Raw genomic sequence first — 13,435 nt, 5'->3', positions numbered from 1 at the left:
CGTTGCGTGCAACCCAGTGAAACCGTCATTGAAGTGCGTGGCCTGTGTAATCGCTTCGGGCCGCAGGTGGTTCACGAGCATCTGGATCTGGACCTCTATCGCGGGGAAATCCTCGGGGTCGTGGGCGGCTCGGGCAGTGGCAAGTCGGTGTTGCTGCGCAGCATCGTCGGGTTGCAGCGCCCTGCTGAAGGCAATGTCCGGGTGTTGGGTCAGGATCTTCTGAATCTGTCCGTTAAAGATCGCTCCCAGGTCGAACGACGTTTCGGCGTGCTGTTTCAGAAGGGCGCGTTGTTCTCATCACTCACGATCACCGAGAACGTGGCCTTACCCCTGATCGAACACGCGGGGCTGAGCCGTGACGAGGCCGAGCATCTGGCCGGCATCAAGATGGCCCTCGCCGGGTTGCCGCTGTCGGCCGCTCACAAATACCCTGCCTCGCTGTCCGGCGGCATGATCAAGCGGGCAGCGCTGGCTCGGGCGTTGGCACTCGATCCGGACATTCTGTTTCTCGACGAGCCCACCGCAGGCCTCGACCCGATTGGCGCGGGGGCCTTCGATCAACTGATCCTGACCCTGCGCGACGCACTGGGCCTGAGCGTGTTCATGGTCACCCACGACCTGGACACGCTGTACACCATCACCGACAGGGTGGCGGTGCTGTCTCAGAAACGCGTGCTGGTGGCCGATAGCATCGACAAGGTGTCGGCTTACAAGGACGCCTGGATTCACGAATACTTTCATGGCCCGCGCGGCCGCTCGGCCTATGCAGCGGCCACCCACCCACACGAGGTCTCATGATGGAAACCCGCGCCCATCACATCTTGATCGGCCTGTTCACGGTGATCGTGGTCGCCGCCGCGCTGCTGTTCGGGCTGTGGCTCGCCAAGTCCAGCGTCGACACGGCGTTCAAGGATTATCAGGTGGTGTTCAACGAAGCCGTGACCGGCCTGTCTCGTGGCAGCCCGGTGCAGTACAGCGGGATCAAGGTCGGTGACGTGGTTCAATTGCGCCTGGACCCTCAGGACCCTCGCCGCGTGCTGGCGCAGATTCGTGTGGCCGGGGAAACCCCGATCAAGCGTGACACCTTCGCCAAGCTCGCCCTGAACGGCATCACCGGGACTTCGATCATCCAGCTCAGCGGCGGCACGCCACAAAGCGAAGAGCTGAAAGGCGACGACGGCAACCTGCCTGTGATCATTGCGTCGCCGTCACCCATTTCGCGGCTGCTCAACGACAGTAACGACCTGATCACCGGCATCAACGTCTTTCTTCACAACGCCAACGAACTCCTGTCGTCGAAGAACGTGCAGGCGCTGAGCAACACCATGGAGCATCTGGAGCAGACGACGGCAGTGATTGCCGATCAACGCGACGATATCCGTCAGACCCTTAAGCAACTGCTGGTGCTGAGCAAGCAGGCCAGCGCCACGCTGGATCAGACCTCCACAGCGATGCGCAACGCCAATCTGTTGTTCACGGTCGACGGAAAGCAGGCCATCGCGACCGGTCAGGCGGCCATGGTGTCGTTGCAACAGAGCACTGACACCATCAACCAGTTGATCAAAGCCAACAAGGATTCCGTCGACGGCGGGCTCCAGGGGCTGAGTGAGCTGGGCCCGGCGATTCGCGAGCTGCGCGAAACCCTGACCTCGCTCAAGACCATTTCACGCAGTCTGAATGCCAACCCCAGCGGCTACCTGCTCGGTAGCGACAAGAACAAGGAATTCCAGCCATGAGGCTTGCCAGTCATTCAATCCCGGGGCTGTTGCTGGCAAGCGCACTGCTGACGCTCAGCGCCTGTTCGATATTGCCCAAGCAGGAACCGACGGACGTCTACCGCTTGCCCACGACTGCAACCATCAGCAAAGCAGCGACACCTGCGCCTTGGTCATTGCGCGTGGTCAAGCCAAAGTCCAGCGAGACGCTCGACAGCCCACGCATTGCCGTCATCCCGCAGGGTGATGTCATCAGCAGCTACAAAGGCGCCCGCTGGAGCGACCCGGCGCCGGTGCTGCTGCGCAATCGGCTAACCGATGCGTTCTACCGTGACGGGCGTGTGCAGTCGATCAGCACCGACGACAGCAACCTGCAGGCGGATTTCGAGTTGGGCGGGGAGCTCCAGGCGTTCCAGAGCGAATACCGCGGTCAGGCGATCGAGGTGGTGATTCGCCTGGACGCGCGGCTGGCCGATGACCATCAACGCATCGTTGCGAGTCGGCGCTTCGAGGTGCATCAGCCTGTTGGCGACAAACAGGTCCCAGCGGTGGTGGCCGCCTTTGGGCAGGCCAGCGATACGCTGACCGCCCAGGTGCTGCAATGGACCCTGGAGCAGGGCCAGAAGCATTACACCGTCGAGCCGAAGAACCAGTAGCAGACGCAGATCGCAGCGATCACGCCCGCCAGTTCAGCCAGCAGCGCGCACCCGACGGCGTGGCGGGCGCGCTGAATACCGACAGCACCGAAATACACCGCCAAGACATAGAAGGTGGTTTCGGTGCTGCCCTGAATCGTTGCGGCGACCAACGCCGGGAAGCTGTCCACACCCTGGGATTTCATGGTCTCGATCAACATCGCCCGCGCGGCGCTGCCCGAGAAGGGTTTGACCAGTGCGGTGGGCAGTGCGTCGACAAAGCGGGTGTCCAGGCCCATCCACTGAATCACGTGGCGAATCCCCTCCAGCGCGAAGTCCAACGCCCCGGACGCGCGCAGCACGCCCACGGCGCAAAGCATGGCGACCAGATACGGCAGCAAGTTCTTGGCGACGTCGAAGCCTTCTTTCGCGCCCTCGACGAACGTTTCGTAAACCTTGACCTTGCGCAACGCGCCGACCACCAGAAACAACATGATGATGCCGAACAGCGTCAGGTTACCGAGCACCGAGGAGAGGCTTGCCAGCGCCGTGGCGGACAGCCCCGCCAGCACGGCCATGAAACCGCCCAGCAGCAATGCGCCAGGCACCAGGTACGCCAGCACCACCGGGTCCCACAGGCGCAAACGCTGCATGACCGCGACGGACAGCAAGCCGACAAGGGTCGAGGCGCTGGTAGCGAGCAGGATGGGCAGGAAGACCAGCGTCGGGTCGACTGCGCCCTGTTGCGCGCGGTAAACGAAGATGGTGACCGGTAGCAGCGTCAGCGAAGAGGCGTTGAGCACCAGAAACAGGATTTGCGCATTGCTGGCCACGGTCTGGCTAGGGTTGAGATCCTGCAAGGCACGCATGGCCTTGAGGCCGATAGGCGTTGCGGCGTTGTCCAGACCCAGCGCGTTCGCCGCGAAGTTCAGCGTGATCAGGCCGAGGGCAGGGTGGCCGGGGGGCACTTCAGGCATCAGGCGACGGAACAATGGCCCCAATACTTTTGCCAGCCAGTCGACGATTCCGGCTTTCTGGGCGATGTTGAGAAACCCGAGCCACAGGGTCAGGGTGCCGAACAGCACCACCATGACTTCCACCGACAGCTTGGCCATGGCAAAGATGCTTTCGACCATCGCGGCAAAGATCCCTGAGTTACCTCCTACCAGCCATTGAGCCAGCGCGGAAATCGCCGCAACCACGAAAAAGCCAAGCCACAGGCCATTGAGCATCAGTAAATCCCCTCGCAAGATGCGGGGATGATAGCGGCGGGGCCGCAAACAACAAACCCTATCCCACAGTTACCAGACACGACACACAAACTGTAGGAGCGTGGCTTGTCCCGCGATCGGCTGCTCAGCAGTCGTGAAATCAGACCAGTCCATCTTGTCAGGTAATCCGCATTCGCCGTCTTTACGACGACTACGTCGCCGATCGCGGGACAAGCCACGCTCCTACAAAGTTATGCGGCGCTGCCCAGCCATCAGGTGCAGACCCGATCATGTAGGAGCGCGCTTGCCCGCGAATCGATTGTTCTGCCAACGAAGGTGCATTGGATGTGCCGGCCTCTCGCGGGCAAGCGCGCTCCTACCGTTCGGTACGCCTAAAACAACAAACCCCAGCCAGGGCCAGGGTTTGTGTGTTTGACGCTACTCAGCAATCAATCGACCGTCGACTGACCTGCTGGAAAGGATTCCTTGCTGCGCCAGTGCGGCAGCGAGTTCCAGTAGCGCTCGCCCTTGGCGTCGTCGTACATACCTTCCCAACGCGCGATAACCAGGACTGCGAGGGCGTTGCCGATCACGTTCAGCGCGGTACGGGCCATGTCCATGATCCGGTCGACGCCGGCGATGAAGGCCAGGCCCTCCAGTGGAATACCCACGCTGCCCAGGGTCGCCAGCAACACCACGAAGGAGACGCCCGGCACGCCGGCGATACCTTTGGACGTGACCATCAGGGTCAATACCAGCATCAGTTGCTGGCTGATCGGCATGTCGATGCCATACAGCTGCGCGATGAACAGCGCGGCGATGCTTTGGTACAGCGTCGAACCGTCGAGGTTGAACGAATAGCCGGTCGGCACCACGAAGCTGCTGATGGCTTTCGGCGCACCGTAGGCTTCCATCTTCTCGATTACGCGTGGCAGCACGGTTTCGGAACTCGCGGTGGAGTAGGCCAGCACCAGCTCATCCTTGAAGATACGCATCAGCTTGAGGACGGAGAAACCGAACAGACGGGCAATCAGCCCCAACACCACGAAGGCGAAGAACGCGATGGCCACGTAAACCAGGATCACCAGCTTGGCCAGCGGCAACAGCGAGGCAAAACCGAAGTTGGCGACGGTCACGGCGATCAGCGCGAACACACCGATCGGCGCGTAGTTCATGATCATGTGAGTGACCTTGAACATGGTTTCCGATACGCCCTGGAACACCTTGACCAGCGGCTCACGCACTTCAGCGTTCAGACTGGAAAGACCCAGACCGAAGAACACCGAGAAGAAGATGATCGGCAGCATGTCGCCACGTGCGACCGCCGCGAAGATGTTCGACGGAATGAGGTTGAGGATCGTGGCGATGAACGCGTGATCGTGCTGAACCTCGGCGGTGGTCTTCTCGTATTGCGAGATGTCCACAGTGCCCAGCGTGCTCATGTCGATGCCGGTGCCCGGATGGAACACGTTGGCCAGCAACAGGCCGACGACGATGGCAACTGTGGTGACGATTTCGAAGTACAGAATCGTCTTCAGACCGATACGACCGAGCTTTTTCGCATCCCCAACACCTGCGATGCCGACCACCAGCGACGAAATCACGATAGGGATCACGATCATCTTGATCAGGCGGATAAAGATGTCACCCGCTGGCTGGAGGATATTGCTGATCCACCAGGCCTTTTCAGCACTGAAGTGATTGAGCAAGGCGCCCAGCGCGACACCTAGCACGAGGCCGATGAGGATCTGCCAGGCGAGGCTCAGTTTTGCCTTCTTCATGTCATTACCCTTGTTGTAGTTGGCGTGGACATTTCTCAACCGACGCTTCCGAGGTCGCTCTTGCAGAGCAGCATCGAGGCGCGGATGCCCTTAGAGCTGTCCAGAAGGTCACCGCAAGCGAGCGTCCGAGCTCTTAGCAGGCGAAAAAGGGCGCAACTATTCCCACGGAAGGGCCTATCGTCTAATGCCGGAAATGCCTACCTCATGCCGAATCGGCATGAGGTAAATCAAAGACTTACCGAAACCCGGCTCAAATCCCGACATTTTCAGAAGGCAGTTTTATGCTTGGGAGTGGCTAAAACGTCGCCTGTAGCGATGCAGGCGATAAAAATGGCAGGGCAAGTGACAAATCGGTCACCCACGGCCAAAGGGGCATATTCGGTGATTTTTTGTCGATGTACGGTCGTAGGAAATGATGAAGGGCTATGTAGGAAGAGGAACAGGAGGGAAAAGTCTGGAAAACGGGGGTAAAACGCTAGGTCAATCGTTTGCGCGTCGCAAGTCCATAATCGGATCGCAGCGAGAGGGCTGATCTGACGATGGACTTGCGTTGCGGCTTTCCTGACCCGGCCCACGAACGGGAGTACTCCCTGTACACCTGGGTCGCTCCAACCATTCCGTTGGTCAGAACATCCCGGCCCCTTGGTCACGCCCAGTCCCTCCTCGGGGTTGAGCGGCTTTCGGGAAGACCCAAGCGAAATTCAGTCTTCCTTCATTTGAATCAGTACCAGTTTGGATCTTTCTTTAACTGCTCTTTCAGCAATCCCTGCATGCCTTCGTCGGGTTTACCGAGAAAGCGGTAGTTGGCATGCCGAGTCGGGGATTTGTCTGCTGGCAGGCCAGCTGGCACTTCCACCAACATCGCGTAGGCATGCGACTTGTCGAGACTGAACGCCACGATGAGCCGTTTGTTGAGGCACGTGTCCTGGGTTTCGCAGAGAGGCCCTACCAGGTATTTGTCGCCATCTTCGGTCACCGCATTCATCTGCTCGGAGGTACCGGAGAGATTGATCACCCAATCGGGCAAACGCTCTTCCTTCTTCACAACGCCCGACCACGTCTGACGATATTCCGGGTCCGAACTGAGCAGTTCGCTGACCCTCGCCTGACCGTCGTTTGCCGCCATCGCCATGGCGCTGGCGCTCGTCAAAAGCGCCAGCGTCAACGCATGGAAATGCGTGCGAATCATGGTTAACCCCGACCGCGACGACCGAAGAAGAACGACACGACGAACATCACCAGAAACACAACGAAGAGAATCTTGGCGATACCCGTGGCAGTGCCTGCGATACCACCGAAGCCCAGAACCGCTGCAACAATGGCGATGATCAGAAAAGTAATAGCCCAGCTCAACATGGTGATTCTCCTTACTGTTTTTAATTTCTAGCTACGACGAGGTGTCGGATTTGACCCTCGATGTAGATCGTGCCTCTGACGGTATGAATCAGAAGACCCAACTCTGCTGACGCGGCGCTTGATCGATAGCGGTTGCTGCGTCTTCAACCGGTTGCAGGCTCAGTGCAACATCCGTTGCCTTCAACGCACTCGCTTGGGCAAGCGGTGCGCTGTGGCTGTAGGCATGCTGAATCTGAGCCGCGTCGTGATCCTGATTCCAATGATTGAACTGCTGAACAACGATCAAAGTGACCATCAGGGCCAAACTGGCAAACAGACCTTGCTGCAGATGCAGTGGGGAAATGCGAAGTTTGGCGAGTGGTTGAGTGTTCATTCAGCAGGCTCCAGGAATCTTTTTGGCCGACGATGCAGACCTTTGTTACCTGAGACATTGCAGCCTGTGTGCCAGCTTTTTAAATGCAATAAATTCTTTGTAAATCAAATGGTTATGTAAATCTGAAAGATCCTTCTTACGAGCAAGCTGCACGATTGAACAATTGGCATCGTGCGTATTGCACGAAGGGATAGGGGAGGACCGTAAGAAGGCGCGATCTGTGTCGCATAGATAGTGCGAGCACGCATGCCGTCCAGCGGCCGGTACATCCGATGAATCCGCGTCGGCAGAACGATTGATTCGCGGGCAAGCGCGCTCCTACAAGTACCTGCCCGCGCTGAGACTGGCCAGCGCCGCATAACGATGCAGGCGCTTCAAGGAATTACTCGGCGCTCCGTGTCATGACGCGCAAAGTATCGGCATCCACCCCTTTGACGCCCCGAATATTTCGGGCGATTTCGACCGCCAGTTCCTTCTCGGCATAGTTGGCGACGACACCATTGAGGCTGACCACGCCGCTCTTGGTTTCGACCTTTATATTGAGCCCGTCGAGGTTGCGGCTATAGATGAGGCTGGATTTGACCTTGCTGGTGATCCACGCATCACTGAATTCCTCGCGTACGCTGCTGGCTTCGGCCTGATTCTGCTCCTTGATGGCCTGCGTATCCCGCGCACTGAGGCTAATCAGGTTGTTCACCTCGGTGACGCCGTCGGTGTTGCTGGCAAGGCTGCCCGCCAGTTGCTTGGCTTCGGCATCTTTGGCTTGGCCTTTGAGCGTGACGACGCCCTGAGCGGCCGTGACTTCAATGTTCAGCCCCTCGGTCACGCTGTTCCACAACAGCTTCGACTTGATGGTTGCGGTCAGCGTCGCGTCGTCGAAACGCTGGGCCATGTTGGCTTTAGTGCCAGGCTCTGCGGCCACCTGCGGGTCGATCTCCATCTGGTTATCGACCTTGTTGATGCCTTGTGTATCGCCCGCGATCTGGGTCGCCAGGTCTTTATCAACCTGATTTTCGACCTTGCCCGTCAGGGTCGCCGTACCCTGCTCGACCTTCACGCCAATATTGAAGGGGCTCAGGTGCCGGTTCAGCGCGAACGCAGTCCAGATTGACCCTTCCTGACGCGCCTGGGTCAGTTGAGCTTGCAAATCACCCTGCGCCGCCTCGGCGATGAGAGACGTCATTCCGAGCAGGCCGGCGGTGGCAACAGCGAGAGCGATTTTTTTCAGCGGGGGCATGGCAATCTCCAGACATTTTCAAAAAGTACTACTGGAGAGACTTTTCATTTGCGCAGATGTTCTGTTTCGCGAATCACCACGCCGCGAGCCCCTGCTTGAAGCGCTGCGTCCGCTGATGTTGGACGAACCGCGTGTTTTTTGAGTTTTTTGGCAGATCACTACCATGCTGCTCATTTAATCAATCAGAATGAACCATGCAACTTGCCCGATTTTTCCGGGACTAACCAAGATCATTCATTTAGGAGCGTAGGAAAAATGGAAGCAGCCACTGAGAATCAGGGCCGTATTCTGCTTGTGGATGATGAATCCGCCATCCTTCGCACCTTCCGCTATTGCCTGGAAGATGAAGGCTACAGCGTCGCCACCGCCAATAGCGCGGCTCAGGCCGAGGCGCTGCTGCAACGTCAGGTATTCGACGTCTGCTTCCTGGACCTGCGTCTGGGGGAAGACAACGGACTGGACGTATTGGCGCAGATGCGGGTTCAAGCGCCCTGGATGCGTGTGGTGATCGTGACCGCGCACTCCGCCGTAGACACCGCCGTCGATGCCATTCAAGCCGGGGCTGCTGACTACCTGGTCAAACCATGCAGCCCGGATCAACTGCGCCTGGCAACCGCCAAGCAGTTGGAGGTGCGTCAGCTGTCTGCACGGCTCGAAGCGCTAGAAGGCGAAGTGCGCAAGCCCAAAGACGGCCTGGACTCCCACAGCCCGTCGATGATGGCGATTCTGGAAACGGCCCGTCAGGTCGCCAATACGGACGCCAACATTCTGATCCTCGGCGAGTCAGGCACCGGTAAGGGCGAGCTGGCCCGTGCGATTCACGGTTGGAGCAAGCGCAACAAAAAAGCCTGCGTCACCATTAACTGCCCGTCACTGACGGCTGAGCTGATGGAAAGCGAGCTGTTCGGTCATAGCCGTGGCGCATTCACCGGCGCCAGCGAAAGCACGCTGGGTCGAGTGAACCAGGCCGACGGCGGCACCTTGTTTCTCGACGAAATCGGTGACTTCCCACTGACGTTGCAACCCAAGCTGCTGCGCTTCATTCAAGACAAGGAATACGAGCGCGTCGGTGACCCGGTCACTCGCCGTGCAGACGTGCGCATCCTCGCTGCAACGAACCTGAACCTGGAAGACATGGTTCGTGACGGGCGTTTCCGTGAGGACTTGCTCTACCGACTGAACGTCATCACGCTGCACCTGCCGCCGCTGCGTGAGCGTGGCGAAGACATCCTGACCCTGGCGGATCGCTTTCTGGCACGTTTCGTCAAAGAGTACAGCCGCCCGGCGCGTGGCTTCAGCGATGAAGCGCGCAGCGCGCTGCTCAACTACCGCTGGCCAGGGAACATCCGCGAGCTTCGCAACGTGATCGAACGGGCGAGCATTATCTGCCCGCAAGAGAAGGTCGAAATCACCCATCTGGGCATGGCCGAGCAGCCGACCAATAATGCACCGCGCGTCGGCGCAGCGTTGAGCCTGGACGAGCTGGAGAAAGCGCACATCGGGGCGGTGCTGGCCACCAGTGACACCCTTGATCAAGCCGCACGTACGCTCGGCATCGATGCGTCGACGCTGTACCGCAAACGCAAGCAGTACAACTTGTGATGGGGCATCGATGAAGTTCGGGATGAAGCTGCGCACGCGTCTGTTCCTCAGCATTTCGGCGCTGATGACCGTCGCTCTATTGGGGTTATTGCTGGGTCTGGTCAGCGTCATGCAGATGGCCAAATCCCAGGAGTCGCTGATTCGGCACAACTTCATCACGCTCGATATCGGCCTCAAGCTCAGGCAGAACCTGGGCGATCAGCTGGTGATGCTGCTCAGGGAGACGCCGGATCAAGCCGCGCTGGCGCGGAATCAGGCGCAGTTTCAAGAACTGCTTGATCAGGGCATCGACCACGACCAGCAGACCCTAACGAACAGCGGCTTCGAAAAAGCGCGCCTGGACTACGAGCAGTTCCTGAACGCCATTCAGCGCGCCGACGACCCGGCCAACGCGCTCAACGACGACAAGAACGTGACCAGCGCTTTCAACACGCTGCGCAACGGTCTGCTGAATGCACACCGTCAGGCCTTGGAGAACATCAGCCAGGCGGAAAGTGCTTCGCGTAGCCGAGCATTGTGGGTCGCGGCGCTCCTAGGACTGGTGGGCCTGGCGGTGCTGGCCATCGGGTTTGTCACCGCGCACGGCATTGCACGCCGGTTTGGTGCGCCCATCGAGGCGCTGGCCAAGGCCGCTGACAAAATCGGTCAGGGCAACTTCGAGGTGACATTGCCCATTTCCTCGGCCGCGGAAATGAACCAGCTGACCCGGCGTTTCGGCATCATGGCCGAAGCCTTGCGCCAGCATCAGGTCACCAACGTCGACGAACTGCTGGCCGGCCAGCAGCGCTTACAGGCGGTCCTCGACAGCATCGACGATGGCTTGCTGATGATTGATCGTCAGGGTCGACTCGAGCACCTCAACCCCGTGGCTCAGCGTCAGCTCGGCTGGGAAGAGAGCAAGCTCGGCCAAGGGTTGGGCGAAGCGCTGCAGCGGCCCGAACTGGATGAACAGCTGTATCTGGTTCTGCGCGGAGGGACGCTTGAGCGGGCGCCGGAAGACCTGTCCATTGAGATCGACGGCGAAGCCCGACTCCTGACTTACAGCCTGACCCCCGTCAGCCACACTCAAGGCCACGTCCTGGGGGCCGTGATGGTGCTGCACGACGTCACCGAGCAGCGAGCGTTCGAGCGCGTGCGCAGTGAGTTCGTCCTGCGCGCGTCTCACGAGTTGCGCACGCCGGTCACGGGCATGCACATGGCCTTCGGGTTGTTGCAGGAACGGGTGCACTTCCCGCCCGAGTCCCGGGAAACCGACCTGCTCAAGACGGTTAACGAGGAAATGCAGCGTTTGATGCAGCTGATCAACGACCTGCTGAACTTCTCTCGCTATCAGAATGGCTTGCAGAAACTCACCCTCGCGCCGTGTGACGTCACCGAGCTTCTTCATGAAACCCGTGAGCGATTTGCCGAATCGGCACGGGAACAGGACGTGATGGTGCTGCTGGAAATGCAGGAACCGTTACCGCGCCTGCAAGCCGACAAAGCGCACCTTGAGCGCGTGCTGGACAACCTGCTGGATAACGCCCTGCGCCACACGCCCCAATCCGGGCTTATCCGCCTGCAAGCGCGCCGGCACGGCGAACGCCTGGTCATCAGCGTCGAAGACAACGGCGAGGGGATTGCCTACGAGCAGCAGGCGCGGATTTTCGAGCCCTTCGTTCAAGTCGGCCGTAAGAAAGGCGGGGCAGGCCTGGGACTGGCACTGTGCAAGGAGATCGTGCAGTTGCACGGGGGCCGCATGGGTGTGTATTCACGACCGGGGCAGGGCACGCAGTTTTACATGGCGCTGCCTTTGTAGGTGTAGGCCTGTCGGCTCACCTCTTACGGAGAGCCCAGCGCCTTGGGTCGCCCGACCCCGTCACGCCACATCGTCAGTACGTCGCCCTGCGCTGCGCCGCCCACCCGTCACCAACTCGGTAAACTTGCTCGCGCTCAACGGTCGGGCGAACAGCCAGCCCTGACCATAGATCACGCCTTCACTCTTGAGCAGCAAGGCTTGAGACTCGAACTCAATCCCTTCAGCGATCACCCTCAACTGCAGCGCGTGCGCCATGCGGATGATGTGCGGCGCGACACCGCTGCTGGCAGCGTCGTGACCCAGCGCATCAATGAACGCCTTGTCGATCTTCAGGCAGTCCACTGGCAAGGTCTGCAAATAGGCGAGGCTGCAATAACCCGTGCCAAAATCGTCGATCAACACCTGATGGCCACGATCGCGCAGCGCCTGCAGGTGATTGCGCGCCACCACCACGTCGACCAGACCGCGCTCGGTCACCTCAAAGGCAATTTGCCGGGGCGCCACCCGATGCAGCGCCAGGAGCTTGGCCGTCACTCGACCGATGCGGGGCGCCATCACGTCGCAGGCCGCGAGGTTGACCGACACGTAAAGATGCGGATTCGCCCGCAACAGGTGACCGAGCTGCTCCAGCAACTGCTGCAGCACAAAGTCAGTGATCTGCCGGATTTGCCCGGTGTTCTCGGCCAGTGGAATAAAAAGGTCAGGGCTGGTCAGCGTGCCGTCAGGTCGTCGCCAGCGCACCAAGGCCTCAGCGCCCACGCACAGCCGGGTATTGAGGTCGAAAATGGGTTGATACAGAACCTTCAGCTCACCGCGACGCAGCGCGCCGTGCAATTCGCCCCCCAGCGACTGTCGCTGCCGGACCAGTTGCAGCACCAGAATCCCGATGCACAACGACACCAGCACGCTCGCAGGCACCAACAGCCACCAGGCGCCGGTAATCTTCTGCTGCAGACCGTTACGCGGGGTAATCAGCACCAATTGGTATTCCGGGCTCTGTGTCGGCATCCGGTAAACCAATTTGTCCTGCGTGGTGATCAGCGTTTCGACGGAAGTCGGGGTCCAGTCGGACGTGGGCGGCCAAGTCTGCGCCGGCCCCAACACGGGCACGGCCTTGGTCCCTTGATCCAGCACCACGACCAGGCTGCCACCGGGCGGCAGATCCACCACGTCGGTCAGGTGGCCGCGCGAGGTCGATACACGAAAATCACCGCGTCCCAGCATCAGCGACGCGAGGTTGTCATCGGGCTGGGTAGAGGTGTTGAGCCAATAGTCGTAAGTCGGGCCGCGGATGTCGGGCGCACGCGGCTTGCCGATCATGCTTTGCCGGGTCCAGCTGGAGCAGAACTGTGTGTCATCCACGTAAGCCACTTCATAGATGAAGCGATACCGCGAGTTGACCTGCCGCAATTGCTCGATCATCGCCGGGCCACAACCGCGTAGCGGCTGTGCTTCGAGCTGGTCCAGACCTGCGCGTAATTGCCCGAACAGCTGCTCAAGACGCACCAGAAAACGCTCGCCCTGAGCGTTCATCTGCGCGCTTTCTTCCTGCCGCGCCTGATGCATCGCGAGGCCGAAACTGCCCGCCAACAGCACGACAGCGCTCAACAACGCCGCCAGCAGTGCCAGGAGTGAAGGGCGATAAAGAACTGAGCGCAGTTGCGGTGAAGCCGTGAACATCGGCCGGTTTTCCAGATGGATACCAATGAGGTATAGCAACAAGCGCG

General features: G+C 59.8%; 12 protein-coding genes. 5 read left to right on the top strand and 7 right to left on the bottom strand.

The features are described 5' to 3' along the window. The first annotated feature begins 6 nt into the window (after nt 1–6). The 3 genes from AB4N84_RS11395 to AB4N84_RS11385 are packed head-to-tail and all read left to right on the top strand — an operon-like array spanning nt 7 to nt 2,371. Complete coding sequence (locus AB4N84_RS11395) at nt 7–798, top strand: ABC transporter ATP-binding protein (RefSeq protein ID WP_425262253.1); 792 nt, start codon at nt 7–9, stop codon at nt 796–798. After that, nucleotides 798–1,736: an MlaD family protein gene (locus AB4N84_RS11390; protein WP_074757587.1), complete on the top strand. Its 939-nt coding sequence runs from the start codon at nt 798–800 to the stop codon at nt 1,734–1,736. Before AB4N84_RS11395 ends, AB4N84_RS11390 begins: the two co-directional genes overlap by 1 nt. Then, nucleotides 1,733–2,371, top strand: a complete 639-nt coding sequence (locus AB4N84_RS11385; protein WP_460046399.1) for an ABC-type transport auxiliary lipoprotein family protein — start codon at nt 1,733–1,735, stop codon at nt 2,369–2,371. Before AB4N84_RS11390 ends, AB4N84_RS11385 begins: the two co-directional genes overlap by 4 nt. Here AB4N84_RS11385 and AB4N84_RS11380 read toward each other — a convergent pair. The 6 genes from AB4N84_RS11380 to AB4N84_RS11355 form a co-directional block, all read right to left on the bottom strand. After that, nucleotides 2,344–3,582, bottom strand: coding sequence for a nucleoside recognition domain-containing protein (locus AB4N84_RS11380; protein ID WP_460046397.1), 1,239 nt, complete (start codon nt 3,580–3,582; stop codon nt 2,344–2,346). The two genes, AB4N84_RS11385 and AB4N84_RS11380, sit on opposite strands and share 28 nt — an antisense overlap. 428 nt (nt 3,583–4,010) lie before the next feature. After that, on the bottom strand, nt 4,011–5,342 hold the full coding sequence (gene gltP / locus AB4N84_RS11375; RefSeq protein WP_460046395.1) for a glutamate/aspartate:proton symporter GltP: 1,332 nt from the start codon (nt 5,340–5,342) through the stop codon (nt 4,011–4,013). A 721-nt stretch (nt 5,343–6,063) separates the two neighbouring features. After that, nucleotides 6,064–6,531 (bottom strand): inhibitor of vertebrate lysozyme family protein, encoded by a 468-nt coding sequence (locus AB4N84_RS11370; RefSeq protein WP_460046393.1) that lies wholly within the window; start codon nt 6,529–6,531, stop codon nt 6,064–6,066. A 2-nt stretch (nt 6,532–6,533) separates the two neighbouring features. Next, nucleotides 6,534–6,698 carry a DUF1328 domain-containing protein gene (locus tag AB4N84_RS11365; protein WP_002555679.1) on the bottom strand — a complete coding sequence of 55 codons (165 nt, stop codon included), beginning with the start codon at nt 6,696–6,698 and terminating at the stop codon, nt 6,534–6,536. Between the two features lie 88 nt (nt 6,699–6,786). After that, on the bottom strand, nt 6,787–7,071 hold the full coding sequence (locus AB4N84_RS11360) for a hypothetical protein (protein WP_460046392.1): 285 nt from the start codon (nt 7,069–7,071) through the stop codon (nt 6,787–6,789). 382 nt (nt 7,072–7,453) lie between these two features. Beyond that, complete coding sequence (locus AB4N84_RS11355; protein ID WP_460046391.1) at nt 7,454–8,308, bottom strand: BON domain-containing protein; 855 nt, start codon at nt 8,306–8,308, stop codon at nt 7,454–7,456. Between the two features lie 255 nt (nt 8,309–8,563). On the opposite strand from AB4N84_RS11355, the gene algB reads away from it, so the two are divergent. After that, a complete protein-coding gene (algB, locus tag AB4N84_RS11350) occupies nt 8,564–9,910 on the top strand; it encodes a sigma-54-dependent response regulator transcription factor AlgB (protein WP_074757574.1) in 1,347 nt (448 codons plus the stop codon). A gap of 10 nt (nt 9,911–9,920) precedes the next feature. Then, nucleotides 9,921–11,708, top strand: a complete 1,788-nt coding sequence (locus AB4N84_RS11345; RefSeq protein ID WP_460046389.1) for a KinB sensor domain-containing domain — start codon at nt 9,921–9,923, stop codon at nt 11,706–11,708. 60 nt (nt 11,709–11,768) lie between these two features. Here the strand turns inward: AB4N84_RS11345 and AB4N84_RS11340 are convergent, their stop codons facing one another. Continuing rightward, entirely contained in the window at nt 11,769–13,388 is a 1,620-nt protein-coding gene (locus AB4N84_RS11340) for an EAL domain-containing protein (RefSeq protein ID WP_460046387.1), read from the bottom strand. Nucleotides 13,389–13,435 lie beyond the last annotated feature (47 nt).

The sequence above is a fragment of the Pseudomonas sp. S2_H01 genome, from assembly GCF_054668305.1.
This window is presented reverse-complemented; position numbering and strand designations above follow the sequence as displayed.

Coding starts and splice junctions, on each gene's coding strand:
- AB4N84_RS11345 (WP_460046389.1), top strand. CDS start 9,921: ATGAAGTTCGGGATGAAGCTGCGCACGCGTCTGTTCCTCAGCATTTCG.
- AB4N84_RS11390 (WP_074757587.1), top strand. CDS start 798: ATGGAAACCCGCGCCCATCACATCTTGATCGGCCTGTTCACGGTGATC.
- algB (WP_074757574.1), top strand. CDS start 8,564: ATGGAAGCAGCCACTGAGAATCAGGGCCGTATTCTGCTTGTGGATGAT.
- AB4N84_RS11385 (WP_460046399.1), top strand. CDS start 1,733: ATGAGGCTTGCCAGTCATTCAATCCCGGGGCTGTTGCTGGCAAGCGCA.
- AB4N84_RS11380 (WP_460046397.1), bottom strand. CDS start 3,582: ATGCTCAATGGCCTGTGGCTTGGCTTTTTCGTGGTTGCGGCGATTTCC.
- AB4N84_RS11365 (WP_002555679.1), bottom strand. CDS start 6,698: ATGTTGAGCTGGGCTATTACTTTTCTGATCATCGCCATTGTTGCAGCG.
- AB4N84_RS11355 (WP_460046391.1), bottom strand. CDS start 8,308: ATGCCCCCGCTGAAAAAAATCGCTCTCGCTGTTGCCACCGCCGGCCTG.
- AB4N84_RS11360 (WP_460046392.1), bottom strand. CDS start 7,071: ATGAACACTCAACCACTCGCCAAACTTCGCATTTCCCCACTGCATCTG.
- AB4N84_RS11370 (WP_460046393.1), bottom strand. CDS start 6,531: ATGATTCGCACGCATTTCCATGCGTTGACGCTGGCGCTTTTGACGAGC.
- gltP (WP_460046395.1), bottom strand. CDS start 5,342: ATGAAGAAGGCAAAACTGAGCCTCGCCTGGCAGATCCTCATCGGCCTC.
- AB4N84_RS11340 (WP_460046387.1), bottom strand. CDS start 13,388: ATGTTCACGGCTTCACCGCAACTGCGCTCAGTTCTTTATCGCCCTTCA.